This is a genomic window from Dyadobacter sp. HNCC25DJ185, from assembly GCF_056895195.1.
In genome coordinates this window covers 69,645-85,478 of sequence record NZ_JBXHAR010000002.1, presented here as the reverse complement: position 1 = coordinate 85,478, position 15,834 = coordinate 69,645, and the positions used below count along the sequence as shown (strand labels likewise).

Below are 15,834 nucleotides of genomic sequence, written 5' to 3'. Positions count from 1 at the left end.
CATTGTCACTTTTTGCCAACGGAAATCATGTTGGCAAAGAGGCGATATGCGCCGGTTACGCCGGCAGGTAATTCTCGGAAAAAGGACAATCCGGTGTAAATGTAATGTCCTTTGCCGTACTGGGCATATAGCACGCTGCCTTCTTTGGGCGCTTCCCCCTTATCATGGGCAGAAAACAAGGCCTGATAGTTTTTGGTATCCCACTTCTGCGCAAAATACAATCCGCGCTCCTGAATCCAGCCCTGAAAATCCTTGTCGGTAATCTTATTTGGATAATTTAAAAGTGGACTGTCCGGCAATAGCGGACGCATTTCCGCATCTTCTTCGGTAACCCTGTCACGTCCAAGTTCAATGTTAAACGGCCCGATCTGATTTACTTTCTGCCCGGGAATGGTATACTGGACCACGACGGTACCCCCGTTTTTGACATATTCCATCAGCCTGTCCTGGTAATTGGCCAGATAATCTTCGGTATTGTAGGCTCTCACACCGACCACTATCGCGTCATATTTGCTCAAATCTTTGGACAACCCAGCTTCGTTCAACATGGTAACCTGACAATCCATTTGCCGTAATGCGGTTGGCACATCGTCGCCGGCTCCGGCAATATAGCCAATCTGTTTTGCAGTTGTTTTTACGTCAATCTTCGCAAGTTTTGCCGTGGCGGCAGGGAAAATAGTCTGACTTGGAATGTGCTGATAAGCAATGGTTTTGATTGATTTATCATAGGTCTTTCCATCAACCGTAGCAATTGCCTTGAAATCTGATTCCTGATTCCCGGCCGGCGGCGTGACCACAAATGAAACGTACTGTTGCTGGTATTTGTAGGTCAAGCTAAATTCGGCAGATTCGGGTACTGATTTCCAGCCTGAAGCCAGCTGAGGACGGACGGAACCTTTCACATGCTCGCGCTGGGCCTGTACAACTATGGTGATGGTTTTGGGCTCCGGCGAGGGGAAAATATACACCGGCTCGCTGATGGTCATGGTAACAGCCGGACGGATTTCAAATGGCCGGTAAATCTCGCCGGCAGCCGGGTCGGTGAATTTGTAGATCCAGGGCCTTGTCACAGTAAATGTCTGCCCACCTATTTCAAATGTAAATGTGGTACTCGTTTCTAGTCGGTTTTCCGGATAGCCAATGTCCAGTTGGTTGTCGATCTGGAAAATCCCTTTGTCCAGCGGTTTTTCAATCCAATAGGGCTGGCTGATTTTCAGTTTCGCTGGCAAAACTGTCTTGATCGGGAAAGCGTACAGATTGTTGCTTTCCGTATTAAGGTTCAAAGAACTGTCCCGATCGGAGCCTGTATAACGGATGGAAACGAATTTGACAGGGTAATCAGACCTTTTTACAAATGAAATCTTAATACCCGTCTGGTCGCTTGAAACCGCCGAGAAATCATCCGGGTTGGTTTCAAACCACAAACCCGCACACTGGACAATCAGATCCCGCACTTCTTCTTTCTTGGCTTTTATATAAATATCGGACGAATCCAGTCTGGAGAGTTCAGTATTGATTTTCAACAATTCGGGAAGGGAGGCGGATGGCTTGTTAACCGCGAAATTCTGGATGGTTTGAGTGATCAGAGCCTGAATTTTACCACTTCCTTTAATCCGCTTCCACGAAATGTCGATACCATCGAAAAGGCCTTTTTCGGCTGGCTGTCCTGCTTTATGCAAGAAATAATCTGTTCGCTTGCCACGCTGGGGTGCACTTCCGAATCCCTGGCTTTTATGTTGGCTACGACTTTCTGCGGCGATTTCTGTGTAGGACTTGCCAAGAATGGGATTATAGCCGCCAATTTCGATCGAGATATAAGGGCTCTTTTCTTCGGTTGGTTGGTTGTTGGTAAAGTTCGGCGTGTAGCTATTCCAGACGAGCCGTTTCGCCTGCCAGGGTTTAACATACTTCAATTGATCAGGATAAGCTTTTGGATCTGCGGCAAGGCCAAAGCCTTCTTCGGCGAGATAAGCGGAAGTCTGATGATGGCCGTGACCTGCGCGCGGGTCGGGCGGAAATCGCGTGATGATCACATCCGGGTGGAATTTGCGGATCATCCACACCACGTCTCCCAATACCTTATCCTTATCCCAGAATTCCAAAGTCTCTTCGCGCGTTTTGGAAAAACCAAAGTCGTAAGCCCTCGAAAAGAACTGTTGCGCACCGTCGATTTTCCTTGCCCCAAGCAATTCCTGCGTCCTGATGACGCCAATATTATATCCCTGCTCGGCGCCGATGAGGTTTTGGCCGCCGTCGCCTCTTGTTAAGGAGAGGTAGCCCGTCCGGACGAGCTGGTCTTTGGATAAGTAGGACAGCATTAATGTATTCTCGTCGTCGGGATGCGCGGCTATATAGAGCACCGAGCCAAGTACATTTAGTTTTTTGATGTTTTGGTAGATCTCACTCGCGGAAAGTGAGGGTACCTGGGCCGAAAGCCGCAATGCAAACAGAAGTAACAGGAAGGTAAAAAATCTCGACATGTCGGGGTTAGGTTATTTATTTAGTCTTCAGATGGTCCAGGCCATTACGTAATCTTCAAAATTCTCGTACTGGACCTGGATTGTTTGCTTGTGATTTTGTTTCAGCAAGGTAACCTCAATAGAGCCATTTTGGTTGCCTGAAAACGGTTTGGTAATGATATGTTTTTTGAAATCTATATCACGGTCGCCCGCATATTTGAAAACAGACTCCTTGGCCGACCATACCGTGTGTAGTAAAATATTATTTTGCAGGTCGATCCAGTGTAATTCGGCTTCACTCAGAAAAAAATCGGCCCCATTGGAAATGTCGGTTTTAACGATCTGAATATCAATGCCGGCTGAATTGGTTTTGTGGAGATATACGCAAACAAAGGAGCCGGAATGTGACATCGATATAAACTGGTCATGGTCTTGCAGGAACGGTTTCCCGCTGTCGTGATAACCGATTTCTGCATTAAACCCGACCATGTTTTTCAGCAAAACCCGGCAGGCAAGCCATTCCTGCTTTCGTGCCTCTGTCTTTTTTGCTGCCAGTAACTCCTGATCTTTGGGCGACAAATCGAGCAAAGCCTTTAATTCCTGACCGGTTTCGGTGACGTTCCAAAGTCCTAGTGTCGCATCTTCCGAAAGCCTTTTTATATAACTGATCCCCATTTATTGTTAATTTTGATCTGAAACAGGCAAAAAATCAAGCCTGTTCTTTCCCGGATATGTGGCCCCAAAATAAAATTGCAAGAAGTGTCCTTAAATTTTTCGGTATTTTATTCCTGTTGATCGGCATTGTCTTCGGAATATTCATCTGGCGGATCAGAGTACCTTCCCCCGACCTTGAAAGTACTAAAACTACGGAAAGTTACAAGCGCGTTAAAGTTGCGGAAAACCATTATAGAATTGGGAAATGCTGGCTTAAAAAGAACAAATATGGCATTTGGGAAATGTACCTGGAAGGGGCACCGTATGAGCGCGGACTGATCTATGGAATGCTTGCAAAGGAGTTAATGGAGAAGCAGGAAGTACATTTCGTGAGCCAGATCAGGGAACTGGTTCCAAGCAGGTTTGTCTTGCAGATTCTGAAAGGGTTCGTCGGTTGGTTCAACAGGGATATCTATAAGTATATACCTGAGGAAAATCAGCAGGAGATCTATGGAGTTTCCCAATCATTTTCAGACCAGTTCGACTACATTGGCCCTAAGTATTACCGGATACTTAATTACCACGCGGCACATGATATAGGGCATGCGCTTGCCGACCTGAACATGGTGGGCTGCACTTCATTTGCCGTAAACCATGCACTGTCAAAGGATTCGACATTACTTATTGCAAGGAACTTCGATTTCTACATGGGTGATGCCTTTGCAGAAGATAAACTGATCGTTTTTATGAAACCTGACAAAGGTTACAAATTCGCTTCTTACGCATGGGCAGGGCTTACGGGTGTGGTGTCGGGTATGAATGAAAAAGGCATTACAGTTACGCTTAATGCTTCAAAATCAGATATTCCATTTGCTGCCAAAGAGCCCATTTCTATCCTGGCGCGTCAGATTCTGCAGTATGCGGGAACGATTGAAGAGGCCCACAGGATCGCGGGGAAAAGTCAGACTTTCGTGTCCGAATCGCTGTTGATTGGCTCCGCCGCAGACGATAAGGCAGTTATTATTGAAAAGTCGCCGCAAAAAATGGACTTGTACGATTCCGGGAAGGATTTCCTGGTTTGTGCCAATCACTATCAGGGAAGCGCATTCATTAAGGATTCGGTCAACATTGAAAACATTAAAGATTCAGATTCTAAATCACGGTTTGACCGCATGACGCAGCTCATAGGACGGTCTTCTCCCATTGATGCAGAAGAAGCCGCAAACATATTGAGGGATAAAGAAGGCGTTGATGATCAATTCATTGGATACGGTAATTCCAAATCGCTTAACCAGTTAATTGCCCACCATGGGATCCTTTTTAAGCCTGAGAAAAAGGAATTATGGATTTCTACACCGCCTTATCAGCTTGGCGAATTCATTTGTTACAACCTGAACGATGTGTTTTCCGGGAAAAAGAAATTCGGTACAGTCGATTCTCTGCAAATACAGGAAGACCCGTTTTTGAGGTCGGCGGATTATAAAAAGTTTGAGGCTTTTAAGGAAACCAAGCAGAAAATCAGTAAGTACGTACTATTGGACGTGCCTTTTGTCCTCTTGCCTGATGCCGAAAAGTCATTTATATCCAATAACCCGGAGAGTTATCTTACTTATCTGTTCCTGGGTGATTATTTTAAGAAGAAAGAAAACTTTAAAAAGGCAATAGGTTACTACCGGGAGGCCATGAGGCACAACGTATCTTCGTTAGATGAGGAAGAATCGATCAGGAGCAAAATTTCTGATTGCAAGAAGGTTACCCATTCCGGTTTTTATTTCAAATCCGATTCCAAATGACAGAGATGCACCACGAGACGCCTGAGCATAAACTCAAATACTTATTGTCCTACGTCAGTGACCATTCTCCTTATTATCAGCGGGTCTTTCGTGAGCAAAAGATTGATATCGAATCGATTGTCGTCGCTGGCGACCTTGTAGAGCTGCCATTTACCACAAAGGACGATCTGGCTGCCGCCAACGATGATTTTCTCTGTGTGCCTAAAAGCAGGATAGCAGATTTTGTGACCACGTCGGGTACACTAAGCGATCCGGTTGCCTTTTATCTTACCGACTCGGATATCGAACGATTAGCGACCAATGAAGCAGCATCATTCCAGTGCGCTGGGGGTAATGAAAATGATGTTTACCAATTGATGACCACCCTTGACCGTCGTTTTATGGCAGGCCTTGCTTATTGGATGGGCGCAAGAAAAATGGGGGCCGGGATGATCAGGGTAGGGCCAGGGGCGCCATTTCTGCAGTGGGAGTCGATTCAGCGGTTTTCACCGACAGTAATCATTGCTATCCCTTCTTTTATCCCCAGGTTGATTGACTATGCGATCGCCAACAGTATCGACTTCCAATCATCGACCGTCAAATCGATCATTTGCATTGGCGAGCCGATCCGTAATCCTGATTTTACTTTAAATGAGCTGGGTAAAAGAATCACCTCCCAATGGAATGTAAAGCTTTACTCTACCTATGCCTCTACCGAGATGGGTGCTGCTTTTACCGAATGCGGTGAAGGAAAGGGGGGCCACCTGAATCCCGATCTGCTTATTCTGGAAGTGGTGGACGAGGATGGAAATGCGGTAGGCGAAGGAGGGCTGGGAGAAGTAGTGGTAACAACGTTGGGCGTGGAAGGAATGCCGCTGCTCCGATACAAAACAGGGGACTTGTGCCATGTTTATTACAGCCCGTGCAATTGCGGGAGAACAAGCCCGAGACTAGGACCGGTAGTGGGCAGAAAGCAGCAAATGATCAAGTTTAAGGGGACTACCATTTTTCCGCCAGCGCTTTTTGACGTACTGGATATGGTGAAAGAAATCGAATTGTACCAAGTCGTCGTGTCTAAAAATGAATATGGGAATGATGAGGTTACCGTCCTTTTGCCGATGAGTTTACAGACTGCGGTTTTCAAGGAAATGCTGCATTCATTGTTCAAATCAAGGCTCCGGGTGAGTCCTGCCTTGGACTTCGTGACCGCTGAAGAACTTAGCTTTCGAATATACAAACAGGAGAAACGCAAACCTGAAAAATTGATCTATATTTGACGCCTCTATTACCATTTTAAATAAAATTACTCAGATGGAAAAGTTTGTTTATGCTCCCCTTTTGGCCATTATGGCAATGGTCGCCACCGTTTCACAAGCCCAGAGAGTTGAATTAAGATCAGGTGACGTGGACGTTTTATCAGATCAAAAGATAGTCAATATCGAGTACGATTATTCCAAATTTGGAGTTGGAAAGTTCGCAACCGAACAGGAATACCTCGACAAAAAATCTGCCGAGTACAATGCGAAAGAACCGGGGAAAGGCGATAACTGGAAGAAGTCCTGGGTAGCCGACCGCAAGGCACGCTACGAACCCAAATTTGAAGAACTTTTCAATAAAGGAATGGAAGACAAGGGGCTGCAGGTTGTTCAGTCGCGGCCGGATGCCAAATACACAATGGTTGTTCATACCACATTCGTGGAACCAGGTTTTAATGTGGGTGTAATGCGGAAAAATGCATATGTTGACTACGAGATCGATCTGGTCGAATCAGCCAATAAATCCAACACCGTTGCAGAATTTGCTATGAGAAACGTGCCAGGCAGCATGGCTTTGGGAATGGACTTCGATACAGGCGCCCGGCTAGCCGAATCTTATGCCAAAGCAGGCAAGACGCTGGCGTCGTTTCTTGAGAAAAAGCTCAAATAATCAATGTTTCTAACCAATCTCGCATGATGAAAAAGTTGTTATTTTTTGCACTTGCAATGTTGAGTGCCGGATTTGCTTCGGCCGATAACACGATGGCGGACCTTTTTGCCGGAAAAACAAAGCTTGTATTTCTTGGACTGGATTTTACACAAGCCAAGTATATCGGCGCGGCAGGGTTCACCGATCCTGCAGCTATCCAGAACCAGCACATGGCAAGCTGGAACAACCTGATCGAAATGGAGCCCAAGAAATTCTCGCTTCAGAAGGCATTTAACCTGAAAGATGACCAATATGCTTCCAAAGTAGGGGATATGATTAAGCATAACAAGGCTGCAAATGTGGCCGACAACATTACTGAATCGGACTATGCGATCACCGAGGATCAGGTTAAGAAATCGGTTGCGGGCTATACCTTGAGTGAAAACGACGGTGTCGGTATTGTTTACGTGGTGGAGTCTTTGAATAAAACCGCAGAGAAGCTGAATGTCTGGGTAACGTTTATAGATCTCAAAACCAAGAAAGTACTCTATACGGAAAAGGTAGAAGGCAAGGCCGGCGGATTTGGTTTCCGCAACTACTGGGCAGGTGGCGTGTACAAAATCAATCAGGAGATCGACTCGAAACTATATAAAAAATGGAGTAAGTCGTACAAAGCATAGAAAATGAATAGAATTTCTTATTTTTAAAACCAGATTTCATTACCGATACCATAGCATCTTTTTGTAAGCTGTGACTTGTTTACCAGCAACCGGTAAACAAGTCACAGCTTACTGTTTAAATTGATAACCCACTATCGTGCGAATCAAATCATTGGTCTTCTCACTGCTCGTTTCTTTTCTTTTTTCCGGATGCGGGAAAATGCTGTATCGCTCTGCCGAAAAAGCATTTCACAAAGGTCTCAAAGACAGTCCCTACGATGCAGTGATTGTTCCGGGATTCCCTTACAACGGTCAGAAATGGGATATGGTGCTCCAGATGCGGATACACTGGGCCTACTACCTTTATTCCAAGGGATATACCAAAAACATTATTTTTTCGGGCGCTGCCGTGGCGACTCCTTATATTGAGAGCCGCGTGATGGCCAATTATGCCGAAGCACTGGGTGTCCCGCGCGAACATTTGTTTACCGAGGAACGGGCCCAGCATAGTACAGAAAACGTATATTATTCCTACCGGCTTGCAAAAGATTCAGGGTTTGTAAAAATTGCGCTTGCAACAGACCCTGTCCAGACCAGCTACATGCGTAAGTTTATCAAACGGTTTGATTTGCCGATCGGGCTATTGCCTACGGTGATAGACACACTTAAAGTTATAAATGTGTACGAGCCTAAAATTGACAATCGGAGCACAATCCGGCCGGAATTTGTTAAACTATCTGATAGGGAAAACTTTTTCCAGCGTTTCAAAGGGACTATGGGCAAGAATATCATCTGGAACGAGGAAGACCTTAAGACAAAAAAGCTCAGAAAGAAATACAAAGACAGAATGATACCTTCATCTGTGCAGAATAAAGAACCACAATAGTTTAAAATGAAAAAAGAATTATCAGCCGTCGAGGCCAAGTATGAAGCACAGAAGATAGCGTTTGGCCCGATGTATTTTCAGTCTGTCATTGCGCTGAGGAATTTGGGGATTTTACAATTTATAAGCAATCACCGCAAGGGGGTAGCTATTTCTGAAATTGTTGAGAACATCTCTGCATCGGGATATGCGGTTAATCTGCTTCTTGAAGCTGCTGAAATACTGGGAGTGGTTGAAATTGAAGAGGATATTGTGAAGATCAGCAAGACCGGATTTTTCCTTTTGAAGGATGAGATGACCCGGGTCAATATGAACTTTATGAACGACGTATGCTATCTGGGCGCAAAGAGCATGACGGAGAGCTTCATCAAAGGAAAACCGGAGGGGCTCAAGGTGTTGGGAGACTGGCCCACGATCTACGAAGGGCTTTCTATACTTCCCGAGCCGGCGAAAACTTCCTGGTTTGAATTCGATCATTATTACTCCGATAATGCATTCCCGGAGGCATTAAAAATAGTCTTCCGGAAGAGTCCCAAAGTGCTTTTCGATATTGGTGGGAATACCGGAAAATGGTCTTTTGCGTGTTGTGCTTACAACAGTGATGTTAAGATCAGGATATTGGACCTGCCCGTTCAGCTCAAAGTTGCAAAAGCGAACGCCACAGAAAAAGAATTGCTGGACCGTATCGATTTCCATGCGATTGATTTGCTCGATGCTGAGCAAAAAATACCCCAGGGCGCGGATGTAATCTGGATGAGCCAGTTCCTGGATTGCTTTTCAGAAGAACAGATTGTACAAATTCTCGAGAATGCTTGTCAGGCAGCCTCGGAAGACACTACGTTATTCATTCTGGAACCATTTTTTGACAACCAGAATTATCCTGCAGCACATTACAGTCTGGTGGCTACATCCTTGTACTTTACAATCATGGCTAACGGAAATAGTAAAATGTACAGGATAGGCGTTATGAAGGACTTGGTATTTAGGGCCGGATTTGAAGTCGTTGAAACTTATCCGTTGATCGGGGACAGCTATCATACAATTCTTGAATGCAGAAAAAAAAGGTAGCATAATCCTTTTGAGAAAAGAATTCGTAAATACTTGGATGACATGAAGCGGGGCACACTGGTTTTCTTTATAAGTTTTCTGACCTGGTTCACTTGCATATTCGCACAGACGAACAGAGTTGCTTATTACAAGGCGCTGTCTGGTGGGGACGAAGCAGGCATGGACAAGGTACTGGCCATGCTTGAAAGCGAGAGAGGGTCTTCAAAAGTTAATGCGTACAAAGGTGCATTGATTATGAAAAAAGCGGGTTTTGTGAAGGGGGCCGGGGGAAAGGTGAAAACTTTTAAGGTAGGAGCCCGTTTGCTGGAAGCCGAGATCAAGAGCAATCCGTCCAACACCGAGTTCCGATTTCTGAGGCTGACAGTACAGGAACACGCGCCGGGCATTTTGAAATATAATAAAGCGCTGGCCGAGGACAAGCAAGCGATTGTCGAAGGCTACGGTCAACTTGACGCAGAGCTGAAATCAGTGATTACTGATTATGCAAAGGACTCCCAAATTCTCAAAGAAGCCGATTTGAAGTAATCGAATAAATGGATTGATTTTAATGAAAAAAATACTAGCCGTCAATTACTCGCAATCCGGACAACTGAATGAAATTATTGACCAATTTTTACGACCATTTGATAGCAGTATTGTAGACAGAGTGGAGGTTTTTCCTGCCAAGCCTTTTGTATTTCCGTGGACAGCCGACGAATTTTTCGATAAGATGCCGGAATGTGTTCTGGAGGAGCCCATTGAACTAAAACCACTTCAGTTTGCAGCCAGTCAATACGATCTTATTGTGCTGGGATACCAGCCTTGGTTTTTATCTCCTTCTCTACCGGTTACTTCTTTACTAAAAGATGCGGGTTTTCAGAAATTGATGAAAGGCACGCCTATTGTGACCATCATCGGTGGAAGGAATATGTGGCTTAACTCTCAGGAAAGCATTAAAAGGTTGATTGCGGATGCCGGCGGGAAACTGGTCGGCAACATCCCTTTGATGGACAGAACATCCAACCTGATTAGCGCCGTAACCATTTTGCACTGGATGCTGACTGGCCGTAAGGATCGAAAATGGAATATTTTTCCTTTCCCGGGTGTTAGCAGAGATGACATCAATAGCGGATCGAGGTTTGGTGAAATTGTAAAGGGCGCGTTTGAAAAGCAAACATATTCGGGGTTGCAAAGTGAAATTCTTCAGACTGGATTGATTGAGATTCCAACGGATATCTTGTTCATTGAGCAGAGGGCCAAAAAGCTGTTCAGGATATGGGCCAATCTGATCAAAACAAGAGGGACGACGCCTGCAAAAAGAAAAAGATTGGTCGGCTTTTTTAAATACTATTTGTTGATAGCCTTGTTTATGGTTGCACCGCTCATCCTGTTTGTTTACAATTTGCTTGTTGCCCCGTTTACAAGAAATACGATTAAGAAGAAAAAAGAATACTTTTGTGGTGTTGAAAACAGATAATAATGTCAGAAGCATATATTACCAGAATTGCCAAATTTTTGCCAAATGAGTCCATTTCGAATGAAGAAATGGAAGAGTATTTAGGATTCATCAACGGGAAACCATCCAAGTCGAAAGCAATTGTTTTACGGAATAATGGCATAAAGGAAAGGTATTACGCACTTAGGAAAGACGGAACGTCCACGCATACAAATGCGGAAATGGCTGCTCTGGCGGTAAAAGGGTTATTCGAAAAGCATCCCGATGAGCTAAGTAAAATGGATTTGCTGAGCTGTGCTACCTCAAGCCCCGACCAGTTGATGCCGTCTCACGGGTCAATGGTACACGGTTATCTGCCCGCCTCAAAAACGATTGAGGTTGTGTCGCCTTCCGGAGTTTGTTGTGCGGGTATGCATGCATTCAAATATGCCTACATGGCCGTGAGGTTAGGTGAAAAACAGAATGCAGTGGCCTGTGCATCGGAAAGGTTGTCGCCCGTTTTGCGTGCAAGCCAGTTTGAGGAAGAAGTTCAGCAATTGCGAAAGCTTGAACAAAACCCTTACCTGTCATTTGAAAAGGATTTTCTGCGTTGGATGCTTTCTGATGGGGCAGGGGCATTTTTAGTGCAATCAGAACCTAATACTGAAGGGATTTCGCTGAAGATTGATTGGATTGAAGGATGTTCCTACGCCAACGAGGAAGAGGCCTGTATGTATATGGGTGCCGAAAAACTGGCGGATGGAAGTCTCAAAAGTTATAAGGATTATTCGACAGAGGAAGTCAACGATCAGTCTATTTTCAGCATCAAGCAGGACGTGAAGCTGCTGAGTGAAAAAATTGTTAAATTGGGTTTTGCCAAATTGAAAGAGATATTAACCAGAAAGAGGATGAGCATGGATGATGTAAGTTATTTTTTGCCACACCTTTCGAGTTACTTTTTTGAAAACAGGATCGATGCCTTTCTTAAAGAAAATGGAATCGAGGTGCCAAAGGAGAAATGGTATACCAACCTGGTCACCAAGGGTAATGTTGGTTCCGCTTCGATTTATATGATGCTGGAAGAAGTCTTCAACTGTGGTGCCCTAAAAAAAGGGGAAAAAATACTTCTTGCCGTCCCTGAGAGCTCACGTTTTTCTTACATGTTCTGTTTATTGACGGTGTGTTGAAAACCGGGTATGGCTTTAATAGAGAAATTTTAAAAGTCACAGAGTCAAAATGAAAAAACAGGATCTTCCGCAAGACCCGGGTGCACTGGATAAATTTACCAGGGAAGTATGCTACGTCAAGAATGACGATGGGAAATACGAAACAGCGCTGAGCAGGGGGTGGGAGGTGAAGGCACAGGCACTGGACAGTGCCTGGAAAGACGTGAACGAGCGGATACAAGAGGCAAGGAACGCAGTGGCACGAGGTGAAAAGAGCCCGGTTCATTACTTCATGGAACTGAGGCTGATGGATTTGCCTGTACTGTCGGGTTATACCGGATTTCTTCCGTTTTTTATCAAGAGGCATTTGAAACCTTCGGTTTTTGAAGGATTAAGCGATCGCAAGCTTGAAAAATATGCTAGTGCTTTCGATATTACAGTTGATGAATTGAAAAATTTTAAAGGTTGAGCAAGGTGAATATTGATAGTCAGACGGATGAGTTCAGGCATGTTCAAACAGCGCATTGCGAAAACGGGGTTACCACAGCTCTGCTACGTTACCATGGCCTGGATTTCATGACCGAGCCATTGGCTTTTGGAATGGGTTCGGGGCTTTTTTATATTCAGATCCCTTTTTTGACAGTCAATAACGGCCCGGCGATCTCGTTTAGGACAATGCCTGGGGCTATCTTCAGAAGAACTTGCAAATCCCTAGGAGTGGACGTTACCAGAAAGAAATTCTCCAATGTCGCTGCTGCCGAAGCTTTCCTCGATCAGAAAGTCAAGGAAGGCGTGCCGGTTGGCTGCCAGGTAGGTGTGTTTCACCTGACTTATTTTCCAAAGGAATACCGTTTCCATTTCAACGCTCATAACCTGATCGTCTACGGGCGGGAGGACGATCGTTACCTAATCAGCGATCCCGTGATGGAGGATGTTACCACTTTAACCCGTCCGGAACTGACCCGAGTCCGTTTCGCACAGGGTCCGCTTGCTCCGAAAGGCCATATCTATTATCCCGAAAAAGTACGTCCAATCTCCGACGACACGATCCGCAAGGGAATCGTGAGCGGTATACGGCGTAATGTGCGGGATATGATCCGCATTCCCGGTAATTTTGCCGGTGTGAATGGCATCAGACATACTTCCAACCATATCCGCAAATGGCGTGACAAGCTCGGACTTAAGAAGGCAAGTCTTTATCTAGGACAGATCGTACGGATGCAGGAAGAAATAGGGACAGGCGGTGGTGGATTTCGCTTCCTCTACGGCGCGTTTCTTGAAGAGGCGGCCGGATATATGCAAGACGACCGTATCGCCAATATTTCGGAAGATTTCACCAAAGCCGGAGATATGTGGCGTGCCAGTGCCATTAAAATGGCAGGTGTGTACAAAGGCCGGTTGACTGAGCAAAAGGATTTTGACGAAATCGCCGATATGTTACTGGATATCCGCCTGGTCGAGAAAGAGGCGTTTCAAAAACTTTCGAGCCTCAATCTGGGAAAGTAGCCCTTCGACCGGATATGGAAACTTCTACTTGTATTGAAATCCTGAAAGTTTCAAAAAGATATACAGCTTCTCAGCAAGATATTTTGACGGATGTGTCATTGGATATTGCCCGTGCAGATGTTTTTGGGTTGCTTGGGCCTAACGGCGCGGGCAAAACAACATTGATATCTATTCTTTGCGGGATCACTGCTCCCTCTTCGGGGCATGTCAACTACTATTTTGGCGGGTCCCGGATCTCAGAGCGCGAAAGAAAGGCCAAAATAGGCTTCGTTCCTCAGGAATATGCTTTTTATCAGGAGCTTACACCTAGGCAGAACCTGGACTATTTTGGTGCGATGTACAATATTTCAAAAGATATCCTGAAAGAGCGCCGTGAACATTTACTTGAAGTCTTGGGTTTGTCCAAATCGGCCGATAAGAAAGTGGGCACATTTTCCGGGGGCATGAAAAGACGGATCAACCTGGCTATCGGGATCATCCACGAGCCTGAAATCCTTTTTCTGGATGAGCCGACCGTCGGAGTGGACGTGCAAAGCCGAAATGCGATTATACGGTATCTGCAATCCGTCAATCAGGCAGGGACAACAATAATTTATACTTCACATCATATGTCCGAGGCTGAGGAATTCTGTAAACATATCGCCTTGATCGATCATGGAAAGGTGATTGCTAAGGGTGAATTGCAAGGATTGAAAACTGAAAACAAGGTTTCGAGCTTACAGTCCTTATTCATCAGCCTGACGGGAGAGGAATATAGGGATTAAACATGTTTAAAATATTCTCATCCTTACGAAAGGAGTTCCTGCTTCTCATCAATGATAAAATTGGTCTGGCGCTGCTTTTTCTCATGCCCCTTTTGCTGGTTTTCATCATTACCATTATTCAGGACAGTGCCTATAAAATGGTCAACGAAAACCAAATCCCGTTGCTGGTAGTGAATCACGATGAAGGCAAAGAAGGCAACAAGCTGGTGGCATTGCTGGACAGCTCGGGCCTTTTCAAAGTCGATTCCCAGAACAACATCGGGCAAAAATCACTAAGATCAGAATTGCTAGCGCGCGGCAAAATGCTGGCCTTGTACATTCCCAGGACATTTTCGGCTGGTCTGGAGAGTAATGCCAACGACGTTAGTGCCATTCTGATGGATGATTTGGGTCTCGAACACGACATGGGTTCTTCGGGAAAAGTGGACATGCCACGCCTCTCGTTTTATAATGATCCGGTATTGCAGGAGAATTACAGCTACTCTGTAATGGGGATCATACAGTCTTATATGAGTGTGATCGAGAATTCGCTGATGATCGACAGAATGTATGCCAATATGGATCTTGGAAATAAGTCGGAGGTTTTGAAGAAAAAGATGATCGCCAACCGTGTTCACATTGATCAGATCGTTGCGAGTAACAACAATTCCACGGCTATCCCCAATTCGACCCAGCACAATGTACCCGCTTGGACGATTTTCGCCATGTTTTTTATGGTAGTATCCCTGGGTAGCAATATCGTCAAGGAGAGGGTGAGCGGCAGTTTTCTGAGGTTAAAGACCATGCCTACCACCTTTATGCTGGTCATGTTTAGCAAAATGGCCATGTACGTAGTCGTTGCCATTTTGCAGGTGACCCTGACATTTTCAATGGGAATCTGGATTTTGCCCAAACTCGGACTTCCCGAGCTGACTATTCCGCAAAATATTATCGCACTGGCTGCGGTCGTTTTTCTCAGCAGTATGGCTGCGGTGAGCTACGCTTTAATGATAGGTGCATTTTCTAGGACGGAGCAACAGGCCAATGGGTTTGGTGCTATATCGATCATCGTTTTCGGCGCCATCGGCGGGATTTTGGTCCCGACTTTCGTGATGCCGGGTTTCATGCAGTTTGCGAGCAACTTTTCGCCTTTACACTGGTGCCTCGAAGGTTTTTACGTGTTGTTTCTCAAAGGAGGAAGCTGGCAGGATTTGAGATATGTATTCTCTTTTTTAGGTGTTTTTATCCTGGTCTGTCAATTAGGCACGTATTTTAAGCTCAGGTTAGAAAGAATTATTTAAGTTTGAATTCGCAGAAAGCAAATAATCAACTCATAATGGACATAGAAAGTTTGAAGCCCATCCTTAAAGGGCAGATTGTGCAGTATTTGAATTTATTAGATATCAATCCGGCGGATATTAGGGACGATGAACCCTTGTTTGGCGGTGACCTTGGGCTGGATTCTATTGATTCACTCGAATTGGTTGTATTGCTTGAACGCGAGTATGGCATTAAAATCACCAACCCCGCGGAAGGGAGAAAAATTCTGGTGGATGTAAACCATATGGCGGAGTACATTCTTGCTCATACCAAAACGGCCTGAAA

General features: G+C 45.1%; 16 protein-coding genes. 14 read left to right on the top strand and 2 right to left on the bottom strand.

The window, feature by feature from the left end; all coding sequences use genetic code 11:
* Window positions 1-5: 5 nt before the first annotated feature.
* Both AC1XUF_RS05695 and AC1XUF_RS05690 read right to left on the bottom strand, forming a co-directional pair.
* Window positions 6-2,480 (bottom strand): PIG-L family deacetylase, encoded by a 2,475-nt coding sequence (locus AC1XUF_RS05695; RefSeq protein WP_483340703.1) that lies wholly within the window; start codon window positions 2,478-2,480, stop codon window positions 6-8.
* 27 nt (window positions 2,481-2,507) lie between these two features.
* Window positions 2,508-3,134, bottom strand: a complete 627-nt coding sequence (locus tag AC1XUF_RS05690; protein ID WP_483340702.1) for a 4'-phosphopantetheinyl transferase family protein — start codon at window positions 3,132-3,134, stop codon at window positions 2,508-2,510.
* A 56-nt stretch (window positions 3,135-3,190) separates the two neighbouring features.
* On the opposite strand from AC1XUF_RS05690, the gene AC1XUF_RS05685 reads away from it, so the two are divergent.
* The 14 genes from AC1XUF_RS05685 to AC1XUF_RS05620 all read left to right on the top strand — a co-directional run bounded on the left by AC1XUF_RS05685 (window position 3,191) and on the right by AC1XUF_RS05620 (window position 15,832).
* A complete protein-coding gene (locus AC1XUF_RS05685; RefSeq protein ID WP_483340701.1) occupies window positions 3,191-4,906 on the top strand; it encodes a C45 family autoproteolytic acyltransferase/hydrolase in 1,716 nt (571 codons plus the stop codon).
* Window positions 4,903-6,162 carry a flexirubin biosynthesis putative acyl-CoA ligase FlxY gene (gene flxY / locus AC1XUF_RS05680; protein WP_483340700.1) on the top strand — a complete coding sequence of 420 codons (1,260 nt, stop codon included), beginning with the start codon at window positions 4,903-4,905 and terminating at the stop codon, window positions 6,160-6,162. Before AC1XUF_RS05685 ends, flxY begins: the two co-directional genes overlap by 4 nt.
* 34 nt (window positions 6,163-6,196) lie before the next feature.
* Entirely contained in the window at window positions 6,197-6,811 is a 615-nt protein-coding gene (locus AC1XUF_RS05675; protein WP_483340699.1) for a hypothetical protein, read from the top strand.
* A 23-nt stretch (window positions 6,812-6,834) separates the two neighbouring features.
* The gene (locus tag AC1XUF_RS05670; RefSeq protein WP_483340698.1) at window positions 6,835-7,470 is read left to right on the top strand and encodes a hypothetical protein; all 636 of its coding nucleotides are present in this window, start codon (window positions 6,835-6,837) and stop codon (window positions 7,468-7,470) included.
* Between the two features lie 136 nt (window positions 7,471-7,606).
* Window positions 7,607-8,335 (top strand): YdcF family protein, encoded by a 729-nt coding sequence (locus AC1XUF_RS05665; protein WP_483340697.1) that lies wholly within the window; start codon window positions 7,607-7,609, stop codon window positions 8,333-8,335.
* 6 nt (window positions 8,336-8,341) lie between these two features.
* A complete protein-coding gene (locus AC1XUF_RS05660; RefSeq protein WP_483340696.1) occupies window positions 8,342-9,400 on the top strand; it encodes a methyltransferase in 1,059 nt (352 codons plus the stop codon).
* A 42-nt stretch (window positions 9,401-9,442) separates the two neighbouring features.
* Window positions 9,443-9,925 (top strand): hypothetical protein, encoded by a 483-nt coding sequence (locus AC1XUF_RS05655; protein WP_483340695.1) that lies wholly within the window; start codon window positions 9,443-9,445, stop codon window positions 9,923-9,925.
* 22 nt (window positions 9,926-9,947) lie between these two features.
* On the top strand, window positions 9,948-10,856 hold the full coding sequence (locus AC1XUF_RS05650) for a hypothetical protein (protein ID WP_483340694.1): 909 nt from the start codon (window positions 9,948-9,950) through the stop codon (window positions 10,854-10,856).
* A gap of 2 nt (window positions 10,857-10,858) precedes the next feature.
* Entirely contained in the window at window positions 10,859-12,001 is a 1,143-nt protein-coding gene (gene darB, locus AC1XUF_RS05645; protein WP_483340693.1) for a dialkylresorcinol biosynthesis protein DarB, read from the top strand.
* Between the two features lie 49 nt (window positions 12,002-12,050).
* The gene (gene DarG, locus AC1XUF_RS05640) at window positions 12,051-12,449 is read left to right on the top strand and encodes a flexirubin biosynthesis protein DarG (protein ID WP_483340692.1); all 399 of its coding nucleotides are present in this window, start codon (window positions 12,051-12,053) and stop codon (window positions 12,447-12,449) included.
* 5 nt (window positions 12,450-12,454) lie between these two features.
* The gene (darH, locus tag AC1XUF_RS05635) at window positions 12,455-13,486 is read left to right on the top strand and encodes a BtrH-related acyltransferase DarH (protein ID WP_483340691.1); all 1,032 of its coding nucleotides are present in this window, start codon (window positions 12,455-12,457) and stop codon (window positions 13,484-13,486) included.
* Window positions 13,487-13,500: 14 nt separating this feature from the next.
* Window positions 13,501-14,250, top strand: a complete 750-nt coding sequence (locus AC1XUF_RS05630; RefSeq protein WP_483340690.1) for an ABC transporter ATP-binding protein — start codon at window positions 13,501-13,503, stop codon at window positions 14,248-14,250.
* Between the two features lie 2 nt (window positions 14,251-14,252).
* Window positions 14,253-15,530 (top strand): ABC transporter permease, encoded by a 1,278-nt coding sequence (locus tag AC1XUF_RS05625; protein ID WP_483340689.1) that lies wholly within the window; start codon window positions 14,253-14,255, stop codon window positions 15,528-15,530.
* 35 nt (window positions 15,531-15,565) lie between these two features.
* Window positions 15,566-15,832 (top strand): phosphopantetheine-binding protein, encoded by a 267-nt coding sequence (locus AC1XUF_RS05620; protein WP_483340688.1) that lies wholly within the window; start codon window positions 15,566-15,568, stop codon window positions 15,830-15,832.
* Window positions 15,833-15,834: the final 2 nt, after the last annotated feature.

Excerpts from the sequence above, each read along its gene's own strand:
- AC1XUF_RS05695 (WP_483340703.1), bottom strand. The coding sequence starts at position 2,480 with ATGTCGAGATTTTTTACCTTCCTGTTACTTCTGTTTGCATTGCGGCTT.
- AC1XUF_RS05690 (WP_483340702.1), bottom strand. The coding sequence starts at position 3,134 with ATGGGGATCAGTTATATAAAAAGGCTTTCGGAAGATGCGACACTAGGA.
- AC1XUF_RS05685 (WP_483340701.1), top strand. The coding sequence starts at position 3,191 with ATGTGGCCCCAAAATAAAATTGCAAGAAGTGTCCTTAAATTTTTCGGT.
- flxY (WP_483340700.1), top strand. The coding sequence starts at position 4,903 with ATGACAGAGATGCACCACGAGACGCCTGAGCATAAACTCAAATACTTA.
- AC1XUF_RS05675 (WP_483340699.1), top strand. The coding sequence starts at position 6,197 with ATGGAAAAGTTTGTTTATGCTCCCCTTTTGGCCATTATGGCAATGGTC.
- AC1XUF_RS05670 (WP_483340698.1), top strand. The coding sequence starts at position 6,835 with ATGATGAAAAAGTTGTTATTTTTTGCACTTGCAATGTTGAGTGCCGGA.
- AC1XUF_RS05660 (WP_483340696.1), top strand. The coding sequence starts at position 8,342 with ATGAAAAAAGAATTATCAGCCGTCGAGGCCAAGTATGAAGCACAGAAG.
- AC1XUF_RS05655 (WP_483340695.1), top strand. The coding sequence starts at position 9,443 with ATGAAGCGGGGCACACTGGTTTTCTTTATAAGTTTTCTGACCTGGTTC.
- AC1XUF_RS05650 (WP_483340694.1), top strand. The coding sequence starts at position 9,948 with ATGAAAAAAATACTAGCCGTCAATTACTCGCAATCCGGACAACTGAAT.
- darB (WP_483340693.1), top strand. The coding sequence starts at position 10,859 with ATGTCAGAAGCATATATTACCAGAATTGCCAAATTTTTGCCAAATGAG.
- DarG (WP_483340692.1), top strand. The coding sequence starts at position 12,051 with ATGAAAAAACAGGATCTTCCGCAAGACCCGGGTGCACTGGATAAATTT.
- AC1XUF_RS05630 (WP_483340690.1), top strand. The coding sequence starts at position 13,501 with ATGGAAACTTCTACTTGTATTGAAATCCTGAAAGTTTCAAAAAGATAT.
- AC1XUF_RS05625 (WP_483340689.1), top strand. The coding sequence starts at position 14,253 with ATGTTTAAAATATTCTCATCCTTACGAAAGGAGTTCCTGCTTCTCATC.
- AC1XUF_RS05620 (WP_483340688.1), top strand. The coding sequence starts at position 15,566 with ATGGACATAGAAAGTTTGAAGCCCATCCTTAAAGGGCAGATTGTGCAG.